The 19,779-nt window shown below is 40.3% G+C and carries 24 protein-coding genes; 11 read left to right on the plus strand and 13 right to left on the minus strand.

What is annotated here, in order from left to right; genetic code table 11:
- Positions 1-5 precede the first annotated feature (5 nt).
- On the minus strand, positions 6-347 hold the full coding sequence (gene grxD, locus DYI81_RS08115; RefSeq protein ID WP_106984711.1) for a Grx4 family monothiol glutaredoxin: 342 nt from the start codon (positions 345-347) through the stop codon (positions 6-8).
- 198 nt (positions 348-545) lie between these two features.
- On the opposite strand from grxD, the gene DYI81_RS08120 reads away from it, so the two are divergent.
- Positions 546-1,757, plus strand: coding sequence for an aspartate aminotransferase family protein (locus DYI81_RS08120; RefSeq protein WP_117007246.1), 1,212 nt, complete (start codon positions 546-548; stop codon positions 1,755-1,757).
- A 75-nt stretch (positions 1,758-1,832) separates the two neighbouring features.
- Here DYI81_RS08120 and DYI81_RS08125 read toward each other — a convergent pair whose 3' ends face one another.
- The 3 genes from DYI81_RS08125 to surE form a co-directional block, all read right to left on the minus strand.
- A complete protein-coding gene (locus DYI81_RS08125; RefSeq protein WP_117007247.1) occupies positions 1,833-2,762 on the minus strand; it encodes a LysR family transcriptional regulator in 930 nt (309 codons plus the stop codon).
- 91 nt (positions 2,763-2,853) lie between these two features.
- Positions 2,854-3,678 carry a peptidoglycan DD-metalloendopeptidase family protein gene (locus tag DYI81_RS08130; RefSeq protein ID WP_117007248.1) on the minus strand — a complete coding sequence of 275 codons (825 nt, stop codon included), beginning with the start codon at positions 3,676-3,678 and terminating at the stop codon, positions 2,854-2,856.
- 111 nt (positions 3,679-3,789) lie between these two features.
- Positions 3,790-4,566 (minus strand): 5'/3'-nucleotidase SurE, encoded by a 777-nt coding sequence (surE, locus tag DYI81_RS08135; protein WP_106984707.1) that lies wholly within the window; start codon positions 4,564-4,566, stop codon positions 3,790-3,792.
- A gap of 112 nt (positions 4,567-4,678) precedes the next feature.
- Between surE and DYI81_RS08140 the strand changes: the two genes are divergently transcribed.
- The 4 genes from DYI81_RS08140 (at position 4,679) to DYI81_RS08155 (ending at position 7,557) form a co-directional block, all read left to right on the plus strand.
- Complete coding sequence (locus DYI81_RS08140; RefSeq protein WP_117007249.1) at positions 4,679-5,056, plus strand: hypothetical protein; 378 nt, start codon at positions 4,679-4,681, stop codon at positions 5,054-5,056.
- 212 nt (positions 5,057-5,268) lie between these two features.
- A complete protein-coding gene (locus DYI81_RS08145) occupies positions 5,269-5,643 on the plus strand; it encodes a hypothetical protein (RefSeq protein ID WP_106984705.1) in 375 nt (124 codons plus the stop codon).
- Positions 5,644-5,759: 116 nt separating this feature from the next.
- Entirely contained in the window at positions 5,760-6,908 is a 1,149-nt protein-coding gene (gene dacC / locus DYI81_RS08150; protein WP_106984704.1) for a D-alanyl-D-alanine carboxypeptidase PBP5/6, read from the plus strand.
- A 109-nt stretch (positions 6,909-7,017) separates the two neighbouring features.
- Positions 7,018-7,557 (plus strand): gamma carbonic anhydrase family protein, encoded by a 540-nt coding sequence (locus tag DYI81_RS08155; protein WP_117007250.1) that lies wholly within the window; start codon positions 7,018-7,020, stop codon positions 7,555-7,557.
- 99 nt (positions 7,558-7,656) lie between these two features.
- Here the strand turns inward: DYI81_RS08155 and DYI81_RS08160 are convergent, their stop codons facing one another.
- Positions 7,657-8,619: a multidrug resistance efflux transporter family protein gene (locus DYI81_RS08160; RefSeq protein ID WP_117007251.1), complete on the minus strand. Its 963-nt coding sequence runs from the start codon at positions 8,617-8,619 to the stop codon at positions 7,657-7,659.
- A 116-nt stretch (positions 8,620-8,735) separates the two neighbouring features.
- Between DYI81_RS08160 and DYI81_RS08165 the strand changes: the two genes are divergently transcribed.
- From DYI81_RS08165 to purB, 5 genes are all read left to right on the plus strand, one after another.
- On the plus strand, positions 8,736-9,266 hold the full coding sequence (locus DYI81_RS08165; protein ID WP_106984700.1) for an XRE family transcriptional regulator: 531 nt from the start codon (positions 8,736-8,738) through the stop codon (positions 9,264-9,266).
- A gap of 163 nt (positions 9,267-9,429) precedes the next feature.
- Positions 9,430-9,915, plus strand: coding sequence for an NUDIX hydrolase (locus tag DYI81_RS08170; protein WP_106984699.1), 486 nt, complete (start codon positions 9,430-9,432; stop codon positions 9,913-9,915).
- 4 nt (positions 9,916-9,919) lie between these two features.
- Positions 9,920-11,056, plus strand: coding sequence for a tRNA 2-thiouridine(34) synthase MnmA (gene mnmA / locus DYI81_RS08175; protein ID WP_117007252.1), 1,137 nt, complete (start codon positions 9,920-9,922; stop codon positions 11,054-11,056).
- 13 nt (positions 11,057-11,069) lie between these two features.
- Positions 11,070-11,801: a high frequency lysogenization protein HflD gene (hflD, locus tag DYI81_RS08180; RefSeq protein WP_117007253.1), complete on the plus strand. Its 732-nt coding sequence runs from the start codon at positions 11,070-11,072 to the stop codon at positions 11,799-11,801.
- 59 nt (positions 11,802-11,860) lie between these two features.
- Complete coding sequence (gene purB, locus DYI81_RS08185) at positions 11,861-13,249, plus strand: adenylosuccinate lyase (protein WP_106984697.1); 1,389 nt, start codon at positions 11,861-11,863, stop codon at positions 13,247-13,249.
- A gap of 186 nt (positions 13,250-13,435) precedes the next feature.
- On the opposite strand, the gene DYI81_RS08190 is transcribed toward purB, so the two are convergent.
- The gene (locus DYI81_RS08190; protein ID WP_106984696.1) at positions 13,436-13,678 is read right to left on the minus strand and encodes a hypothetical protein; all 243 of its coding nucleotides are present in this window, start codon (positions 13,676-13,678) and stop codon (positions 13,436-13,438) included.
- Between the two features lie 250 nt (positions 13,679-13,928).
- Between DYI81_RS08190 and DYI81_RS08195 the strand changes: the two genes are divergently transcribed.
- The gene (locus DYI81_RS08195; protein WP_106984695.1) at positions 13,929-14,567 is read left to right on the plus strand and encodes a DUF2238 domain-containing protein; all 639 of its coding nucleotides are present in this window, start codon (positions 13,929-13,931) and stop codon (positions 14,565-14,567) included.
- Between the two features lie 31 nt (positions 14,568-14,598).
- Here DYI81_RS08195 and DYI81_RS08200 read toward each other — a convergent pair whose 3' ends face one another.
- From DYI81_RS08200 to pstB, 7 genes are all read right to left on the minus strand, one after another.
- The gene (locus DYI81_RS08200) at positions 14,599-15,021 is read right to left on the minus strand and encodes a hypothetical protein (protein ID WP_117007254.1); all 423 of its coding nucleotides are present in this window, start codon (positions 15,019-15,021) and stop codon (positions 14,599-14,601) included.
- A 36-nt stretch (positions 15,022-15,057) separates the two neighbouring features.
- Entirely contained in the window at positions 15,058-15,474 is a 417-nt protein-coding gene (locus DYI81_RS08205) for a hypothetical protein (protein WP_117007255.1), read from the minus strand.
- Between the two features lie 21 nt (positions 15,475-15,495).
- Entirely contained in the window at positions 15,496-15,957 is a 462-nt protein-coding gene (locus DYI81_RS08210) for a hypothetical protein (RefSeq protein WP_117007256.1), read from the minus strand.
- Positions 15,958-16,064: 107 nt separating this feature from the next.
- Complete coding sequence (sohB, locus tag DYI81_RS08215) at positions 16,065-17,027, minus strand: protease SohB (protein WP_117007257.1); 963 nt, start codon at positions 17,025-17,027, stop codon at positions 16,065-16,067.
- A 137-nt stretch (positions 17,028-17,164) separates the two neighbouring features.
- Positions 17,165-17,842 carry a hypothetical protein gene (locus DYI81_RS08220; protein WP_117007258.1) on the minus strand — a complete coding sequence of 226 codons (678 nt, stop codon included), beginning with the start codon at positions 17,840-17,842 and terminating at the stop codon, positions 17,165-17,167.
- 228 nt (positions 17,843-18,070) lie between these two features.
- A complete protein-coding gene (locus DYI81_RS08225) occupies positions 18,071-18,745 on the minus strand; it encodes a hypothetical protein (RefSeq protein WP_117007259.1) in 675 nt (224 codons plus the stop codon).
- A gap of 103 nt (positions 18,746-18,848) precedes the next feature.
- The gene (gene pstB / locus DYI81_RS08230; RefSeq protein ID WP_106984688.1) at positions 18,849-19,775 is read right to left on the minus strand and encodes a phosphate ABC transporter ATP-binding protein PstB; all 927 of its coding nucleotides are present in this window, start codon (positions 19,773-19,775) and stop codon (positions 18,849-18,851) included.
- Positions 19,776-19,779 lie beyond the last annotated feature (4 nt).

Raw genomic sequence — 19,779 nt, forward strand, 5'->3', positions numbered from 1 at the left:
CTGAATTAAGCTTCAGGAGCTGGGCTGAATTCTTCAACTAAAGTTTTTAATTCGCCTTTTTGGAACATGTCCAACATAATGTCGCTACCACCGATCAACTCACCGTTGATCCATAATTGCGGGAAAGTTGGCCAGTTTGCAATGATTGGCAAAGTTGCACGAATATCTGGGTTTTCCAAGATATTTACATAAGCAAATGGACGGCCAATTTGACTGAGCGCTTCAACAGCACGTGCAGAAAAACCACACTGTGGGAATTGTGGTGTGCCTTTCATGTAAAGTAAAACAGCATGTTTAGCAATTTGGTCGCGAATTAACGCTTCTGTATCACGAGCTTGTTCAGTCATTGATATATCCTCAATAAATCTGCATCGCATTATACCCAAAACTCAACAAAACAGTATGACTAAAGCAATATTTCCAATTTTATTTACAATCGGGCTTTAAATCATGGGTATATTTTGTTTATATAGAACACCTTGATACTTTCATTTATAAAGTAGCAAAAGTAAATTTTCAATCCTCCGAACAGATAAGAGTTAGTCATGAACAACATTACCCTTGCGCCTGTGCAAACTGATCAACCCTCTCACTTGATGCCTGTATTTGGCCGTCAAAAGATCAGCTTTGTCCGAGGCCGAGGTTCTTATCTTTATACTGAAGATGGTACAGAATACTTCGACGCACTCACAGGTATTGCCGTGTGTGGTTTAGGTCATTCACACCCAGCAGTAACAGAAGCTATTGCAGAGCAAGCTGCAACTCTAATTCATACCAGCAATATTTTTGAAGTGCCTTGGCAAACAGCAGCAGCGCAAAAGCTTGCTGAAGTTGCAGGCATGGAAGAAGTTTTCTTCTCAAATAGTGGTGCAGAATCAAACGAAGGTGCAATTAAAATTGCACGTAAATTTGCACACTTACAAGGGATTAGCACACCAAAAATTATTGTTGCAGATCATTCTTTCCATGGTCGTACACTTGCAACACTGTCTGCAACAGGCAACAAAAAAGTACAAGATGGTTTTGCACCACTGGTAGAAGGCTTTATTCGTGTACCTTTTGGTGATATTGAAGCGATTGAAGAAGCAGCCATTAATCACCCAGATATCGTGGCAATTTTAGTTGAACCGATTCAAGGTGAAGGTGGTGTAAATACTGCACCTCAAGGTTTTAGCTATTTAGAAGACATCCGTCGCATTTGTAACCAACACAACTGGTTGATGATGTTAGACGAAGTACAAACTGGTAATGGCCGTACAGGCAAATACTTTGCTTACCAACACACCAATATTGTGCCTGACGTATTGACCACTGCCAAAGGTTTAGGCAATGGCTTCCCTATTGGTGCAGTAATGACTCAAGGTCGTGGTGTAGGCGTATTAACTGCAGGTAACCACGGTTCAACTTACAGTGGTACACTTTTGGGCTCACGTGTGGTTTACACTGTTATTGAAACCATTCAAAAAGAAAACTTGGTTGCTAATGCTGCTGAAAAAGGTGCTTACATCGTTCAACAATTGACTGAAAAGCTTCAAGATCAGCAAGTCACAGTACGCGGCTTTGGCTTAATGATTGGTATTGAATTACCTAAAGCTTGCGCTGATTTAGTGGATATCGCCCGTGATGAATACCATTTGATTTTAAATGTCACTGCAGGCTCTGTAATTCGTTTGCTCCCTGCATTAAACATCACACAAGAACAAGCTGATCTTTTAGTTGATCGTATTGTTCGTATGGTAAAAGCATATTTAGCTTAAACTTAATGCCATATAAAAAGCCGCTTATTGCGGCTTTTTTATACTTAAAAAGTCTAAGATAATAGTTTAAAAGTCTCATGAAACTTCTTTATAGACTCGACCACCTGAAAGTAGAGAGAAATATTGCTTCAAAATTTCAAGGCTTCGTTGCACTTTAGTGGATTGTTGTTCAGATTTTGGCATGACCGCATATAGAGTGAATGTTGGTAATTTCCACTCTGGTAAAACTTCAACTAAATTGCCATTCATTAAATCTTTTTGCACATCTAAATACAACATACGTGCTATTCCATGGCCCTGCATGCACATATTTTTTGCAATAAGCGTGTTATTGGTTGAATAACGCGATGCAATATCTAATACGATAGTTTCGGCACTCACTGCATGCTGAAATGCAAAACTATGATTGTGTTTTGCCAGATTCGTCATAATCACATCATGTCGAGTTAAATCTTCAGGGCGTGAAATAAATGAATGCTGATGAATATAACTTGGTGAGGCCACCAAAATTTGATCTACACGCGCGAGCGCTACAGATTGTACATTTGAATCTTCTATTCTATGGCCTATTCGTAGCGCAATATCAATGCGACTTTCTTTTAGATCGGCAAATTGATAATCGGCATCAATATGAATATTTAAACTATTATACGTAGACATCCATTGTGACAATGCTGGAATAATATGATTGGCACACATTTCAGGTGTCGAAACAATGCGTAAATCACCAACCAAATCATCGCGTAATTCATTAATTCTAATTTTGCCACGCTCAGCTGCCGACAACATGTCTTGGCAACTATGAAAAAAAGCCTGTCCAGCTTCTGTCAGGCTTAATTTTCGTGTAGAACGATGCAACAATACAACTTCCATATCCTGTTCTAAAGAACGGATTTGTTGACTGACAGCACTGGTGGTAATACCCAGCTCTCGTGCCGCGCCGCTAAATGAGTTTTTTTCTACTACACAAGCAAAAACACCCATACCCCGAAGTTGATCTAACATGAAGTTCCCTCATAAAACTTTGAGCTGTTTTTGTAATATTAAAAACAACTCATTGTATTATACGAAGAAATTTATGATTTGCATTATCTATTTAATTATTTGGTAAAATTGAAATTGGATTGATAGGTTTCCCGTCTAAACGAACCTGAAACTCCAACATTGTTCGAGATGTACCAGAAGAACCCATCTCCGCAATTTTTTGACCAGCTGTTACATTTTGTCCACTTTTCACTAAAATTTTACTGTTGTGGGCGTATGCAGTGATATAACCACTTACATGCTTGATCAAGACCAAATTACCGTATTCTTTTAAACCATCAGCAGCATAAACCACTTGGCCATCAGCAGCAGCCACAATTGGATCACCAACATTCCCTGAATAACGTGTGCCTTTGACATTATTGGCTAAATTAAAGCTTTCAAGTACAGGGCCTGTTGCAGGACGTACCCAACGCAATGAACTTGACGTGACTGGTGTGCTTGGAGCAGTCACGGGTGCTACAGGTGTACGCACAGTCTGTGATGGTGTCGTTGGTGTATTTTGTGGCAATGCAATCGATTGACGCTGAATTGGTGCAGCCTGCGTTACTGCTTGCGTAGAAGCCACACGACGAGATGACGAATTTTTTAGGCGTAGTGATTGGCCCACATAAATACGATACGGCGCTGCAATATCATTCATCTCTGCAACACTGATATAACTCAAACCATAACGGGCAGCAATTCCACTTAAAGTGTCACCTGAACGCACTGTATAAAAATCTGGAGCAGCAACATAACGAGCTGAATTATTCACCTGAGGTTTTGACGCACAACCACTCAATACCAAGGCAGAAGCAGTGGTCGCAGCAAGTACAAAAGTTTTGAATATAGTAGCTGGGGCTGTAGAGGCAACTTTTGAAAACACCAGGGACATTATTTTCCTCTCTAACAAAAATGAAGCGAATGGTGTGAATGCGCTAAGATTAGCAAAAAACAACTGCAAATAAGCTTCACAGTTGTGTTTTTCACAAAGTTATAACACTTGTTACTGTTTTTGGCTAAATTGTGTGTGTAAGTCCATCAAAATATCGTAATTTGTCGCATCCATTTGAATTGGCGTAATACTGACAAAGCCATTGGCAACGGCAAAGAAGTCCGATTCAATACCAAATACCCCTTTTTTAGGCTCTGCAACAGCTTCGCCTGATAAACCGATCCAAAATACTTGACGGCCACGTGGGTCGACTTGTGTGGTAATTGGCTTAGATTGGCGACGACGACCTTGATAAGTGACTTGTGCACCTTTTAATTCAGCCACATCTGGAATATTAATATTAAAGATGTGTCGTGATGGCAATGCTGGTAAACCGCCTGCAATAAAGTCATGTACCCACTGCGCTGCTTGTGCGAAATCTTGTGGATCGTTATAACCGCGTACATTTGGCCCTGCCAATGACACGGCAATTGCAGGTTGTGCCATTAAGCGTCCTTCAAATGCCGCCCCTACTGTACCTGAATACAGCACATCGTCCCCTAAATTTGCCCCGCAGTTAATACCACTGACCACCAAGTCAAATTCAAAATCGAATAGCCCATTCATAGACAAATACACGCAATCTGCAGGTGTACCATTTACAGCCCACATATCTGGTGCAATTTGAATTGGACGTAATGGGCGATCTAAAGTTAAGGCACTAGAAAAACCACTACGTTCTGCTTCGGGAGCAACAATCACCACACGACCTAAAGGTCTTAAGGCATGAGCTAAAGCTTGGATCCCTGGTGCAAATACACCATCATCATTGGCGATTAAAATATTCACTGAAAAAACCTGTTACTGTTTAAAAATGACCGTTCAGAACATTTAATTGATATATATAGAGAATTATATATATTAAAATTCCGACATCCATCAAAAATGTGTGAATTAAAAAATGATTACAACTTTATCATTTCGTCGCTTACTGGGGTTAAGCTTGGCTGCTGTATTGTCTCAAGCAGTTATTGCTGATGAAGGACTAACGCCTGCTGAAGCCAACACAATTATTAAGGAAGATATCGCATCAACTCAAGTAATGGCGGAAGTTTGCCCTGCAATTATTGGTAAAAATGCCAAATTTGACAGCAACATTCAAAGCTTAATCAAAAGCTATTTAGCAGACTACTCAGAAAAGTCGATGACTTATGAAAAGCTACAAGCAGATGCTGAATATAAATCTTTCTTAGCAGAGTCTCGTACTGCAGCGAAAGAATCTTCTAAAGAAGAGCAAAAATCTGTATGTGATGACGTTTTAAATTACGAAGAAGAATAATGCGTTAAATATTCTCATTCCAATCACCTCATCAGATCAGTAGGTTTGAAGATATAAACCGTCTAAAACTTAGGCGGTTTATATTATACAGTCATTCATTATTCCTTCATGGTTTCAACACCTTCAATACAAAAGCTAGCTGATATTTACCTAAATTCGTTTTAAGCTACAATTCATTCTAGTTATACAACTTTTAAAATTAGGTTTTTTAAATGAAATATCCTCTGCTAAAAACTTTGACTGCTCTTACACTCTCTGCATTTACTCTTCATGTTTATGCTGAAAATGTCGATGTCACACCAAGCGACACTCAAGTAACTCAGCAAGAATTAGCAGCAATGTATGTCCTATCTGATATTTGCCCTTCACTGATTGAAGCAAAAGCACAAGGCAAATTTGAACAAGGTTATGCCAAACTTTTAAAAGAGAATATGCCACAGGTCAAAAATCCAGTTCAAAGCTTAAAAGCCCTATCACAAGAGCCAAAATTTGCACCAATTTTGCAAGAAGCCCAAGCAGATGCAAAAAAAGCAGGTGATGCGAAAAACTTAGAAATTTGCCAAGAATTGACGACATACGCAAATTAAGCTCACTTCGTTACAATACTTTTAAAATAAGCCTTTCTCACCCGTAGAAGTCAGCCTAGCTTTGTCCTAAAATGCTAGGCTCTTGCGCTTATAACAAGTTATTGGAACCACTTAGAATGACCCGAAAAACCGCCCTTGCCGCATTAGTTCTTGCACCTTCTTTTTCATTTGCGGCAACAGTCCTATCTGCACCCCCAGAATTGAATAATAAATCTTATGTGCTGATGGACTATGAGACTGGGCAAATCCTTGCTGCAAAAAATGAAAACGAAAAATTAGCACCTGCTTCAATGACAAAAATGATGACCAGTTACATCATTGAACAAAAGTTATTGAGTGGCGAGCTAACTGAAAATGAAAAAGTGCGCATGAATGAATCTGCATGGTGCCGTGGTACTAGCGCAGAATCTTGTATGTATGTGCCATTAAATGGAACAGCAACAGCACTTGAAATGCTTCGCGGTATTATTATCCAATCGGGTAATGATGCATCTAAAGCAATGGCTGAACACATTGCAGGCAATGAAGGCACTTTCGTTCACATGATGAACCAAGAGTCTAAACGTATTGGCATGAGCAATACGCACTTCATCAATGCCACAGGTATGCCAGCAGAAGGTCACTATTCAACTGCAAAAGACATGGCAACGCTTGCACAGCACATTATTCATGACAGCTCTAAGTACTATCCGATCTATTCTGAAAAAGAATTTACTTTCAACGGTATTAAGCAAGGTAACCGTAATGCCTTACTTTATACTGACCCAAGTGTGGATGGTTTAAAAACAGGCCATACAGATGAAGCAGGTTACTGCCTAACAACGTCTGCAAAACGTGGTCCTTTACGTTTAATTTCAGTGATTTTTGGTGCACCAAGCATGAACGAACGTGCGTCACAAACACGTGAAATTTTAGCTTGGGGTTATGCAAACTTTGAAACGGTTAAAGTTCAGCCTGCAAAACAAGTCTTAGCAAAAGCGAAGGTTTGGTATGGTAAAGACAGCGAAGTACAAATTGGCTTACCAGAAAACTTTAATGTAACGATGCCTAAAGGCGAAGCAAACGCGATCAAAACGCAATTGGTGGTACAACCTAAATTGACTGCACCTTTAAAACAAGGTCAAGTTGTAGGTAAATACGTTGCGACTTTAAATGGTAAAGTAATTGCTGAAAAACCATTGGTGGCATTAAATGCCGTAGAAGAAGCAGGCTTCTTTGCAAAAATGATTGATCACATCAAACAATTCTTTGCTAACTTATTCTAAAATTTTCGAAAGCTGATTTTTTCAGCTTAGACCAAAGCATCCACACCTCGGTTTGGGTGCTTTTTTATTTTATACTCTAAGGAATATTTATTATTTGCGACGGACCGTGATGAACAAAAATATCCGCCCCTATTTACACCATCATCCCAAAATTGAAGCCACTTGCTATATTGATGAAATGTCAGTGGTGATTGGTGAAGTTCAACTGGCGGAAAATGTCTCAGTTTGGCCTTTTGCCGTGATCCGTGGCGATGTCAATCACATTCATATTGGCAAAAATTCCAATGTGCAAGATCATGCCATGCTCCATGTTAGCCATAAAAAAGCCGATAAGCCTGAAGGCTCTCCACTTATTATTGGTGAAGATGTCACGATTGGTCATCATGTTAAATTACATGGCTGTACCATTGGCAACCGGGTATTGGTTGGCATCAGTAGTATTATTTTAGATGATGCCATTATTGAAGATGATGTGATGATTGGTGCAGGCTCGCTAGTTCCACCGCGTAAACGCTTAGAAAGTGGCTATTTATATGTAGGAAGTCCTGTACAAAAAGTCCGTCCACTCACGGATAAAGAAAAAGAGTTTTTACCCTATTCAGCACGGCATTATGTAAAGGTTGCGAATAATTATCTAGAGCAAAGTTAAGCTAAAAATATAAAAAGCGCGGCATAACGCGCTTTTTATTATCATCAATAATTAATCAATTCATCCTTATGCGAACGCTTCAAACCTTATAAGCAAAGGCTAGCTGCCTTCTTGTAACTTCGCGCTTTTTTGAATTTTTATAGAAGCCATACTGTGTACCACCATACCTAAGCCAATTAAAAATACGCCGAATAGTGCAAGCTTCGATGGTAAACCCATATTTAAAAAAATCATTTCGCCCAATAAGGTAAATAGCAACTCACCAGCTTGAGTGGCTTCAACCATCGCCAATTGATTTGGCTGGGTATGCACCAAATTGGTTGCTGAGAAAAACAATAAAGTCGCAATTACCCCAGAAAATAAAGCCACTAAAAATGCGTATGAAACCTGACTACTTGAAGGCAATCCATGATCGAGCAAGCCAAACACGGCAATCACCGCCCAAAACGGTAAACTTGCCAACGTCATATTGAGTACCCGCTCAGGTGTTTCTACTTTGCCTTGACACACTTGCATCATTTTTCGATTGCCTAATGGGTACATAAAGGCTGCAAATACCACTGGAATAAAGCCTGCTAAAGCCAATGTCCAACTGATACTGCTCATTTGATCCCACAAAATCAGAATCACCCCTAAAATAATCACACTCGACCACTTTAGCTCTTTCCAAGGCAGTTTCGACCATACACTGCCCTGAGCCTGAGGCGTACCTGCGCCTAAAAACGGCACCAGTAAAGATCCCGCAATAATTGTCGTTTGCCAACTTCCAGCGACCAACCAACCTGGAGAATAAATACTTGCAAAGGTTAATGGCGCGTAAAACAGTCCAAAGCCAACCGTGCTCCAGAGTAAATATTGTTTAAAATTCTCTTTTAAATGTTGCAAGCTGGACGCTAACTTGCCACGAACAGCAACAATCAAAAGTAGCATTGGCACCATACAAAAGAAGCGCAACGAAGAGCTCCACATCCAGCTTCCGCCCTCTATTTCCATCGCCCGATTAAAAATAAAGGCCGTAGAAAAAAAACAGGATGCTAATAATCCATAAATAATCGCGCGCACATTACCACCTGCTATTTAAAATTTTTAAATCAATCTTCAGCAATAAAAAGCTTGTGCGTTATAATGCACAAGAATTTCATTGTACGTTATAACGCACAATATAAATAGGTGATGAAATGTCCATATTGCTAAAGCATATTGCTAGTCAACTCAAAAAACTTCGTACAGAAAAAGGTTGGAGTTTGGATCAAACCGCAAAAGAGACGGGTATTAGTAAGGCTATGCTGGGTCAAATTGAGCGTGAAGAATCTAATCCGACTGTGCAAACGCTTTGGAAGATTGCCCTAGGGTTTCACAGCTCTTTAAGTGCCTTCTTACCTGCAGAACAGCAAAATCCAGCCGTGCTTAAGCATCAAGACGAAGCGCTCTCTGTTAAAGTCTTACAAGCATTTGATGCCACACTTGGATATGAAATTTTACACATTACTTTAAAAGCTAACTCATCGCATGATTCATCTATCCATGAAAAAGGTGTGATTGAAGATATTTTGCCTTTGAATGGCAGTATCACTATTCAGACTGAAGATCAGCACTATGTGGCCAATACTGGAGAAAGTATTCGTTTTCATGCAGATCAGGTACATCGCTACCTTAATCACAGTAATCACGACGTAATTTTTTATAATATTATTCATTATGCAAAATAAATGTGAGTGTTTGATCAGTCTGTTAAAATGCTGATCGGTTCAGGCAAAATTTCCAGTGAAACTCGGCATCTTTATCACCCTGTAAGCTTTAATGTTCAGTTCGACATAGCCACACACCCCAAAATTTTATACAATAGCGCATCCCTTACCATGGTGCTGTTATATGACCGCTTGGACTGCGCACGTTACCGTTGCAACTGTTGTTGAAAAAGACGGAAAATTCCTGTTTGTTGAAGAACATACCCAAGGCGTAACGCATACTGTGTTTAATCAGCCTGCAGGTCATGTCGAATGCGGTGAAACCATCATTCAAGCAGCCATACGCGAAACCATGGAAGAAACTGGCCATGCGGTAGACGTAGATGCGCTTTTAGGCATTTATACTTATACGCCTCCAATGTATCCAGACCGTACCTATTTCCGTTTCTGCTTTTTAGCGCATGTGCTGGAATATTTTCCAGAAGCAGAATTGGACACAGGCATTGTTGGTCCAAAATGGATGACATTAGAAGAACTGCTAGAAACAGCTCGTGCGCGTAGCCCGCTAGTTATTAAAGCAGTTCAAGATGCTTTGTCTGGTCAAAAATATCCTTTATCGCTCGTTTATGAGCACCAAAATTCTCCCCTCATTTCAAATTTGGATGCCTAATCCTATGCAACAACGTGTCATCGTCGGTATGTCTGGTGGTGTAGACTCATCTGTGTCTGCAGCGCTTCTTCTTCAGCAAGGCTATCAAGTTGAAGGCCTATTCATGAAAAACTGGGAAGAAGATGACGGCACGGAATACTGCACAGCAATGGACGACCTTGCTGATGCACAAGCTGTTTGCGATAAAATCGGTATTAAATTACACACAGCAAACTTTGCAATGGAATATTGGGACCGCGTGTTCGAACATTTCCTTGCAGAATATGCCGCTGGCCGTACCCCTAACCCAGATATTCTGTGCAACAAAGAAATTAAATTCCGTGCGTTTTTAGACCATGCTGTGAACCTTGGTGCAGACTTTATTGCCACTGGCCATTACTGCCGTAGAGGGGAAACACTTAAAAACTCACGTGGTGAAGAATATGCACCTTTACTTCGCGGTGTAGACAACAACAAAGACCAAACTTACTTTTTACATGCCGTTCATGGCCGTGAAATTAACAAAACTCTGTTCCCTGTCGGCGAGATTGAAAAACCGCAAGTTCGTAAAATTGCGGAAGAATTAGGTCTAGCCACTGCGAAGAAAAAAGACTCAACAGGCATCTGCTTTATTGGCGAACGACGTTTTAATGACTTCTTAAAACAATATTTACCAGCGCAGCCTGGAAAAATTGTGCTTGAAGATGGCAAAGAGGTTGGTGATCATCACGGCTTAATGTACTATACGCTCGGCCAGCGCGGTGGCATTGGTATTGGTGGTATGAAAGGCGTTGCAGAAGGCGCTTGGTTTGTACTGCATAAAGATATCAAAGGTAACCGTTTAGTGGTCGGCCAAGGCCATGAACATCCACTCATGCAAAGCACCATTTTATGGTCTGAAGCCATTGATTGGGTTGCAGGTGAGCAAGAAATTCCTGAAACAGGTTTCCGCTGTACTGCAAAAACACGTTACCGCCAAGATGATCAGGCATGTACCTTGTACAAAGACCCAGACGCACCAAATGGCGTACGTGTAGAATTTGATGAAGCACAGCGCGCCGTGACACCAGGTCAAAGCGTTGTATTCTATGCAGGTGAAGTTTGTTTAGGCGGTGGTGTAATTCATCATACCAATGCACCTAAACCGGATTTTATTCAATAAGGATTGTCTCGGCATGACAGAGTTACCGTTTCAACAGCCCCAGACTCTGAACACCCGCCAAAATCGCGCATTAGCGTTGGCAGGTGTTTTTCAAGCCACCCAGTTAACGCACATGACTGCGCTAACGGGTCGCCAGAGTATTGGTGAAAGCGGTAACTTCTATTTTGAACAATTGATTAAAGCCAGCTTAAATATTCGACCAAGTGGCCCATGCCAGTGTCAAACTTTAGCTTTCTTTAATCAATTGGCCGACATCTCCCTCGGTTTAAAAACCTTAGAAAACAGCATTAACCACCCATTTAATACGTCACCTAAATCTAGATTGCCAAAACTTGCCAATACTAAACTGCCAATGAACTACGCAATGGCGCTGCTGCAGCTGGAAAAGAAAGTCTACAGCAATCCCAAATTTGTCGAAATTATTGAACAGTCCCAGCAAAAAATATTAAAACAGCTTTCATTTTTTGATAATAACTATTTACACCCCAGCATCATTGCCAACCTCGCGCAAACCTATGTCGAAACCGCCGGATCTATTAATCCCCGCATCATGGTTCGCGGCAATGCTGAAGCATTTAAAGACTCAAGCCATACCAACCGCATCCGCGCATCGCTGTTTACCGGCCTGCAAATGGCGCATTTGTGGCGTCAGCTCGGCGGCAGTTCTTGGGGCATGATTTTCAGCAAGCGCAAGTTGCTGCAGGATATTCAGGATCTTGCCCGTTTACAGTATCAGACTGTTTGAATGATGCTGTACTCGGGCTTTTTTGTTTTACGTTTAATTCCAAAGTTTAAGGAATCGCTATGAACGCTTTAACCGCACTTTCTCCATTAGATGGACGCTACGCAAGCAAATGTGATGCACTCCGTCCCTTCCTCTCTGAGTTTGGTTTAATCCACGCTCGTGTGACTGTTGAAGTGCGTTGGTTACAAGCGCTTGCAAACCGTCCTGAAATCACAGAAGTGCCAGCTTTCTCAGCTGAAACAAATGCAGCGCTTGACGCAATTGTTGCAAACTTCTCTGAAGACAATGCAAACCGCATTAAAGAAATCGAACGTACAACCAACCACGACGTTAAAGCCGTTGAGTACTTCCTAAAAGAACAAATTGCTGACATCGCAGAACTTAAAAATGCGGGTGAATTCATTCACTTTGCATGTACTTCTGAAGACATCAACAACTTGTCTCATGCGTTAATGCTGAAAAACGGTCGTGCAGTACTGGTTGAATCTATGCAACAAATCGTAGATGCGATTGCTGCTTTGGCTGAAACTCACGCTGAACAACCAATGTTGTCTCGTACACACGGTCAAACTGCAAGCCCGACAACTTTGGGTAAAGAAATGGCAAACGTGGCTTACCGCCTTGCTCGCCAAATCAAACAATTCAACAATGTTGAACTTCTAGGTAAAATTAACGGTGCTGTAGGTAACTACAATGCGCACTACTCTGCTTACCCAGAAATCAACTGGCCTGCTCACTCGCAAGCATTTGTTGAATCACTAGGTTTAACATTCAACCCGTACACAACTCAAATTGAGCCGCACGACTACATCGCAGAAATGTTCGATGCACTGCGCCGTTTCAACACTGTGTTAATTGACTTTAACCGTGACGTTTGGGGCTACATCTCGCTTGGTTTCTTCAAACAGCGTTTGAAAGAAGGTGAAGTGGGTTCTTCAACTATGCCGCATAAAGTTAACCCAATTGACTTCGAAAACTCTGAAGGTAACTTGGGTATTGCAAATGCAGTATTGGCTCACCTTGGCGAAAAACTTCCTATTTCTCGCTGGCAACGTGACTTAACTGACTCTACAGTTCTTCGTAACATGGGTGTTGGTTTGGCGCAAAGCTTAATCGCTTTTGAAGCTTGCTTAAAAGGTATTGGTAAACTTGAATTGAATGCTGCACGTATTCTTGAAGATCTTGACCACGCTCAAGAAGTTCTTGCTGAACCAATTCAAACTGTTATGCGCCGTTACAACGTTGAAAAACCATACGAAAAACTAAAAGCCCTTACTCGCGGTCAAGCAATGACACGTGACATGATGGTTGATTTCGTCAACGGTAACGAACTTTCTGCAGTTCCTGCTGAAGATCGTGCGCGCCTTGCAGAAATGACTCCTGCAACTTACACAGGTAATGCAGCAGAACAAGCAAAACAAATCAAAGACTTGATTGCTAAAATCTAATTTAGCTTAAAGTAAAAAAAGCGAAGCTCAGGCTTCGCTTTTTTTATTCAACATAGGCTTGTCGAAATCACCACTAAAAGCTTCTTCTGCCCTTAGAATGAAGAGTATTGCGCTGCAGGTGGATGAGGACTTTAACCGCTCCCTTGCGAAACAGTGTTTCTCATCTCCTACAAGGAGAGAGAATTTTTATTCCACAGGACAATACTTCGCCCAATCATCCTTCATACATTGTAATTCACAGCCAGTAAGTAAGTCGCTAAAGTAAATATAATACGTTGCATTTGGATACTGAATTTCATGGCGATACAACATACCACGCAAAGAGACAGACAACTCTTCTGGGAAATCACCATTTAACTGGTTTAGTTCTTCAAATTCATAGTTAAAATAGCAATTTTGTTGTGCAACAAATGCTTCTACAACCGCCATGCGCTGTCTCGAATCAATTTAAAATACAGTCGCTAAGTGTAACGGATTCAAGCGCTAAATTGCCAATTCGACATACTCACTCAGGATGTCATCATCGCAGTTTCTTCTCATAAGCATAAAGTACGTCGCCCCTTTCACAAGAGAAAAGACTAAAACCTGTTTAACAAAATTCAATGCTAAAAACTCAGTTTCACATTAAACTCAAACCGTAAAATTTAGCTTCTCTTTTAACTTTTCACGAATAACAAAAATGATTGAAACAAAACTACAGCTTAAACATTGGATCATGCTGAGCATTTTGCTGATCGCTATCGTGTTGGCGAGCATTGATCCCTTAGAGTTTGCACCTTACTTACTGCATCAGGTCGGCACAGTACTCATGCTTGGCTTACTGTTTTTATGCTTCTACAAAGTTGGCCTAAGCTTTTATAGCTTCGCACTCTACATCGGCTTTTTACTCATTCACATTCTTGGCGCACATTATCTGTATTCTTATGTGCCTTATAGTGATTGGACGCAAACACTCTTTGGCTTCAAGCTCGATCAAACTATGGGTTGGTCACGTAATATGTATGATCGCTTGGTGCATTTGGCATACGGCTTATTGCTCTATCCGCTGTTTCTTCGCTTATTTCAGGTTTGGTTGCCCTCACTCAAACCATTTACGCTGTATGTATTGGTCATTCAATTTGTAATGGCTACCAGCCTGTTTTATGAATGGATTGAGTGGCTGATTGCAATCGGACTCTCTCCTGAAGAAGCAGAAAACTATAACGGCCAACAAGGCGACATGTGGGATGCGCATAAAGATATGTTGCTGGCAACACTGGGAGCAATGATCACTGGCGCTATGTGTTTAATCAAATCAAAATCTATTGAAGAAAGTTAAACAGATGTCCTCAGGCATTTAAGCTAAACATTTATGTAGTCCAATCAATTAAAATTGAATCTGACATGTGCGGATTCAATTTTCGGTCATAATATTTAAAGCAAACTTTTGCGTCCACTGGCATTTTTTGCAGCTCATCATCTATGCGTAAATGCCGTGTAAATTTTGCATGATTCACTAAAATTTCAACCCGCTCAAAAGGCTGTCTTTTGTTTTTATTGCCACTGCTCATATAACGCTGATAAGCCACAACTGTGCCACAAGCTTCAGAGCGAATATCGGTCTGCTGTGATGAATAATAAATATAGCCTGCCAGCAACGTCGCTGCTGGGCCAAACAACAACACATACTGTTTTAAGGTCTGAGTTTCCACGCTACGAAAATGTAGCAGATACAGCCAAGGCCAAACTATGAAGCAAATGACGCCAGCTAAAATAAACAGCAGTGTCATCATGTGTGCAATTTCCTCAACCCGCAATAATAGAGCAAATTAGCGATCAACCCATTTAAAAATTTTAGATTCAGCCAAATCTGGGTATGCAAATTTATCCAAATATTCAAAACAGACATAAGTACCTTTATCTTTACGACTCATATTGTCATCAAAGCGTAAATGTCGATTATATTTTCGGCCATCAAATAGAATCGTAATTCGCTCAAAATGATCATTCTTAGTTGAATAGGTCTTATAAAACTGCACAACACCGCATGCCTGTGACGGTAAAATTACTTTTTCTTCTTTTAAATACGCAGCTAAAGCTAAAATTAAACAACCCGGCAACACAGCATAATATGGATAAGTATCCCGATGATTTTTATCCTTTAATTTGGGCACAATAAAAATAACCGTCATAAATGGGACGATCACCAAAGTCAGCAAACCCATAAAAACCATCATGCCAAACATGATTCCCCTCTAAATGAGCTGCTATGGCGCGAGCCACTCAACAATGTTTGAACTTTTTAAATGTGAATATTTAAAGCGGTCATAAAAGCGGAAACATACTCTTTCATTCACTTGCTTACGCGCCAAACCCGCATCAAAGCGCATATCGCGGGTATAGGCTGAACCTTCAAATTTTAATAAAATTTTTTCATAGGGATTGCAACGCGCCTGAGCTCTACCACTACAGTTCTCATAATGCTTATAGCCCACTACGACAGCACATGCTTTTGAAAGTACCATGGGCTTTTCTTTTTTCATCGACATGCCAACATGATAAGACACTCCCCCAAACACCAACATTAAGCCCATCACCACAAAGGGAAAGACTGCCCATTTTTCCCCTTCTTTTTCGGCTTTGGGCAAATACACCACTAAGCTTGCAATAAATCCAAAGAAACAAAAGAAAAATAAAATTAACCCTAAAATAATCAAAAAATTAGACATGATTCCAGTCGATATTTCACTTAAAGAGCAATCTACCACATTCGTTTATCTTTCCATAAAAAAAGCCCACCAAAGTGAGCTTTAAATACATCATAACCAAAACAATTTTAGAGTTTTGGATCACGCAACTGCACCAGACTCGAATTGGCTTTACTGAATGACTCCATCACTTTAGACATTACCGCAGGCACCAATGAATCTGCCATTTGCGCTGCCTGCAAGCCTAGTTTTTCACCCAAAGTCGGTTTTTTACGTGTCTGGATCAGGTACACATCATGCTGTGGTAATAAGCCTAATAAGTATTCATCTGATGTTTTAAGTTGATCCACCAAATTCAGATCAATTGCATCTTGGCCATACCAATGCTCGCCAGTTGCCACTTTTTCTACATTCAATTGCGGACGGTATTTTTCCACAAAGTGTTTGAATAAGTTATGCGTTTGTTGCAATTCTTCTTCAAACTTGGCTTTGCCTTCAGCGGTATTTTCACCAAACATGGTGACAGTACGTTTGAATTGGCCAGCTGTATATAACTCAAAGTCGATATGCTTTTCTTTTAGCAAGCGGTTGAAGTTCGGCACTTGTGCAACCACACCAATTGAACCGACAACTGCAAACGGCGCAGATACAATTTCAGATGCAATACATGCCATCATATAGCCACCGCTGGCAGCCACTTTATCTACACAAATAGTTAAATGGAAACCTGCGTCACGTAGGCGAACAAGTTGCGCAGCAGCCAAACCATAGCCATGAACCATGCCTCCAGGGCTTTCTAAACGAAGCACGACACGGTCACGCCCTGCTTTTGCAGTGGCTAAAATTAAAGTAATTTCTTCACGTAAACTCGCAACAGCAGATGCAGCTGTATCGCCATTAAAATCTAAGACATAAATTTTTTCATTGGTCTTTTTACGTGCACGCGCTTCTTTTGACAGTTGCTGTGTCAATTGCAAGAGCTCAAATTTTGAAGCAGTAGTTTGCGCAATTTTTTTTCTTTGTTCATTAATACGCGCATTCAAATGACTGATGCGAATTTCTGCAGGCAGTTTAGATGTATGAAATAACATAATATTTTCTTTTCTCAAATCGGCACGAGGCTTATATTTTTAGATTAGGCCAATTGTATGTTTTTTCAATAGCATTTTTGCGAATTACACCTTTTTCTCGATACTTGCTATTTTAAAGCACACTTGCTGGCTCAAACTTAGACATCTTCCGCAACTTGTTGTTCATCTTTTTCGAGTGCTTTACGTAATGCTCGCTCTGCCTGAACATGCAACAACTTATCTTGACGGTCAACCTCTGTCACAGCAAATAACCGAACATATAAGCAAAAGATCATATAGTAAAATACCCCAATGAGTGCGGCATTGATCGGCCACCATGTTTGAATCCAAAAATAACCGCGATGACTCGACTCGTTCGGGGTCAAAACTGAATACATCAGGATTAAAACTACAATCATTATCATGCAAACCAGTCCTTCCGAAAGCCAACTGTCTAGCAATGCCTTTTTACCCTGCGCTTCTGCTTTTAGAAATCTGTTCATTTTAAACTGCGCATGTGCCCGCGTATATTCACGCCATGCTTGTCGCCCTTCGCCTTGCTCGAACTGACGATGAATTAAAATATAAAGTACGGGCCCCATGATAATAATGGCGATCACAAATACATCGTACAACCAGCGGTGATAATTACTCATACCCGCACTGGATGCCGTTGCAAATAATCCATCATGAGGCACAAAAACAACTAAAATCAGGCTGACTGCAACCATAAATATCGCAACAGCATGTGCAATATAAGCTGTCCCAAAAACAGCTCTGAAATATTTCTTTTGCGTCTGTTTTAATAATTCAGCTTGCTGTTTATCTGGAGTCATGCGCTTCTTATGCCATGTTTAAAAACGTCACAATACAACAAATGGTATAAATAAATATTTGTATATCATAATTTTATTAAAAAAATTTCAAATTTTTTAAGTATTAAATTATTCCAATCACAACATAAGCCTAAATCATCGTGTTCAAAATGTTCCACTGCATTATTTAGCCCCCAACCGACCCAATTAAAAATATCTTTTAGATATATTGAACTTACACAGTCAGTGCTAGACCTGTTCTTCGGAGCTATCCTTTTGGAGCATGCTTTTCTTGGCCTGTCTTTGTGCTTCGCGTTTTAATTTTAGAAAATGCTTATGCATATCTTCCGTAGAAAAAAGCCTTAAGAAAAGATAACTTTGACAACAATATAATGCCCATATAATTAGAGCGTTAATAGGCCACCATGCCAAAATCCAAAATGATGATTTGTAGGCTCCTGCAAATGGTGTCATCCATACATACATTGCAATCACGCCAACCGTAAACCCTAATAACACTGCGTAAAATAAGATTTTACTTGAATATAGGATCGTCACTTTCGACTGCGATTGTGCATATTGATATTCTCTAAACCGCTCTTCTGCACTGATTTTAGTGGCGCAGTGCCATAGACGACGAAATTTCACATCATGTTTTTTGTGCTGTAAACGCAAAAAAATCACCACGCCTGTAATACATGAGCTAATCACATAAACATCATATAACCAGCGGTGATAATTGGTCATACCCGTACTTTGGGATGTGGCAAATAAACCTTCATGCGGTATAAACATCGCTACGATCAAGCTCATCATGACCACCAGGGAAGCATAGAGTTTGCCAAAATGTACTGTACCAAATAAAGCTTTATTCACTGAAGCTTGAATCTCTTCAGCCAATGCTTGTTGGTTGGAATATTTCATATTGCTTTATATTCATGTTCATATCTTAAATATTAAGCAATCAGCATAACAAAAAAAACAGAGCCCTAAGACTCTGTTTTTAAAAAATTTTAAATAATCCAAATTAACCGAAACGGCCGGTAATATAAGCTTCAGTTAACTGATGGTCCGGTTGCGTAAATACTTTTTCGGTTGAGTTTACTTCAATCAAGTCACCCAAATGGAAGTATGCAGTACGGTCTGATACGCGTGCTGCCTGTTGCATTGAGTGTGTCACAATCGCAATGGTGTATTGTGTAGAAAGCTCTGAAATTAACTCTTCGACTTTAGCCGTTGCAATTGGGTCGAGTGCAGAACATGGCTCATCCATTAAAATCACTTCAGGTGAAACCGCAATCGTACGCGCAATACATAAACGTTGTTGCTGACCGCCAGATAAGCCTGTACCAGGCTGGCTAAGACGATCTTTTACTTCGTCCCATAAGCCAGCTTTACGTAAACTATTTTCTACAATTTCTTCCATGTCGTATTTATCACGTGCTAGGCCATGTAATTTTGGACCGTATGCCACGTTATCAAAAATTGACTTTGGAAATGGGTTTGGCTTTTGGAAAACCATACCGACTTGAGCACGTAGTAACACCACGTCCAAATTCGGATCATAAATGTCTTGGTTGTCCAGCATCACCTTACCCGTTACACGACAGCTATCAATCGTGTCATTCATACGGTTTAAGGTACGTAAAAATGTAGACTTACCACAGCCTGATGGACCAATAAAAGCAATCACTTCATTTTCATAAATATTGAGATCAATGCCTTTAATTGCTTCAGCTTCATCATAATAAACATGCACATCTGTTGTGCTCAATTTTACATTTGCACTCTTTGCATCTTTTTTTGCAGAAGCTTGCGTATCAAATTGAGAGACAAAAGACGTTGCAGGAGCTTGAGCGACTGCGTCATCAGACGTAAATTGCGTTTCGTTTTGATTCACTGACTTATCCTGATTTGAGGAATTCGTTGTAGATGTTGCCGTTGCTGTATTCATGTTT

It is taken from the genome of Acinetobacter sp. SWAC5 (assembly GCF_003419885.1).
Lineage (GTDB): Bacteria > Pseudomonadota > Gammaproteobacteria > Pseudomonadales > Moraxellaceae > Acinetobacter > Acinetobacter cumulans.

Excerpts from the sequence above, each read along its gene's own strand:
- grxD (WP_106984711.1), bottom strand. The coding sequence starts at position 347 with ATGACTGAACAAGCTCGTGATACAGAAGCGTTAATTCGCGACCAAATT.
- DYI81_RS08120 (WP_117007246.1), top strand. The coding sequence starts at position 546 with ATGAACAACATTACCCTTGCGCCTGTGCAAACTGATCAACCCTCTCAC.
- DYI81_RS08125 (WP_117007247.1), bottom strand. The coding sequence starts at position 2,762 with ATGTTAGATCAACTTCGGGGTATGGGTGTTTTTGCTTGTGTAGTAGAA.
- DYI81_RS08130 (WP_117007248.1), bottom strand. The coding sequence starts at position 3,678 with ATGTCCCTGGTGTTTTCAAAAGTTGCCTCTACAGCCCCAGCTACTATA.
- DYI81_RS08140 (WP_117007249.1), top strand. The coding sequence starts at position 4,679 with ATGATTACAACTTTATCATTTCGTCGCTTACTGGGGTTAAGCTTGGCT.
- DYI81_RS08145 (WP_106984705.1), top strand. The coding sequence starts at position 5,269 with ATGAAATATCCTCTGCTAAAAACTTTGACTGCTCTTACACTCTCTGCA.
- dacC (WP_106984704.1), top strand. The coding sequence starts at position 5,760 with ATGACCCGAAAAACCGCCCTTGCCGCATTAGTTCTTGCACCTTCTTTT.
- DYI81_RS08155 (WP_117007250.1), top strand. The coding sequence starts at position 7,018 with ATGAACAAAAATATCCGCCCCTATTTACACCATCATCCCAAAATTGAA.
- DYI81_RS08165 (WP_106984700.1), top strand. The coding sequence starts at position 8,736 with ATGTCCATATTGCTAAAGCATATTGCTAGTCAACTCAAAAAACTTCGT.
- DYI81_RS08170 (WP_106984699.1), top strand. The coding sequence starts at position 9,430 with ATGACCGCTTGGACTGCGCACGTTACCGTTGCAACTGTTGTTGAAAAA.
- mnmA (WP_117007252.1), top strand. The coding sequence starts at position 9,920 with ATGCAACAACGTGTCATCGTCGGTATGTCTGGTGGTGTAGACTCATCT.
- hflD (WP_117007253.1), top strand. The coding sequence starts at position 11,070 with ATGACAGAGTTACCGTTTCAACAGCCCCAGACTCTGAACACCCGCCAA.
- purB (WP_106984697.1), top strand. The coding sequence starts at position 11,861 with ATGAACGCTTTAACCGCACTTTCTCCATTAGATGGACGCTACGCAAGC.
- DYI81_RS08190 (WP_106984696.1), bottom strand. The coding sequence starts at position 13,678 with ATGGCGGTTGTAGAAGCATTTGTTGCACAACAAAATTGCTATTTTAAC.
- DYI81_RS08195 (WP_106984695.1), top strand. The coding sequence starts at position 13,929 with ATGATTGAAACAAAACTACAGCTTAAACATTGGATCATGCTGAGCATT.
- DYI81_RS08200 (WP_117007254.1), bottom strand. The coding sequence starts at position 15,021 with ATGATGACACTGCTGTTTATTTTAGCTGGCGTCATTTGCTTCATAGTT.
- DYI81_RS08205 (WP_117007255.1), bottom strand. The coding sequence starts at position 15,474 with ATGTTTGGCATGATGGTTTTTATGGGTTTGCTGACTTTGGTGATCGTC.
- DYI81_RS08210 (WP_117007256.1), bottom strand. The coding sequence starts at position 15,957 with ATGTCTAATTTTTTGATTATTTTAGGGTTAATTTTATTTTTCTTTTGT.
- sohB (WP_117007257.1), bottom strand. The coding sequence starts at position 17,027 with ATGTTATTTCATACATCTAAACTGCCTGCAGAAATTCGCATCAGTCAT.
- DYI81_RS08220 (WP_117007258.1), bottom strand. The coding sequence starts at position 17,842 with ATGACTCCAGATAAACAGCAAGCTGAATTATTAAAACAGACGCAAAAG.
- DYI81_RS08225 (WP_117007259.1), bottom strand. The coding sequence starts at position 18,745 with ATGAAATATTCCAACCAACAAGCATTGGCTGAAGAGATTCAAGCTTCA.
- pstB (WP_106984688.1), bottom strand. The coding sequence starts at position 19,775 with ATGAATACAGCAACGGCAACATCTACAACGAATTCCTCAAATCAGGAT.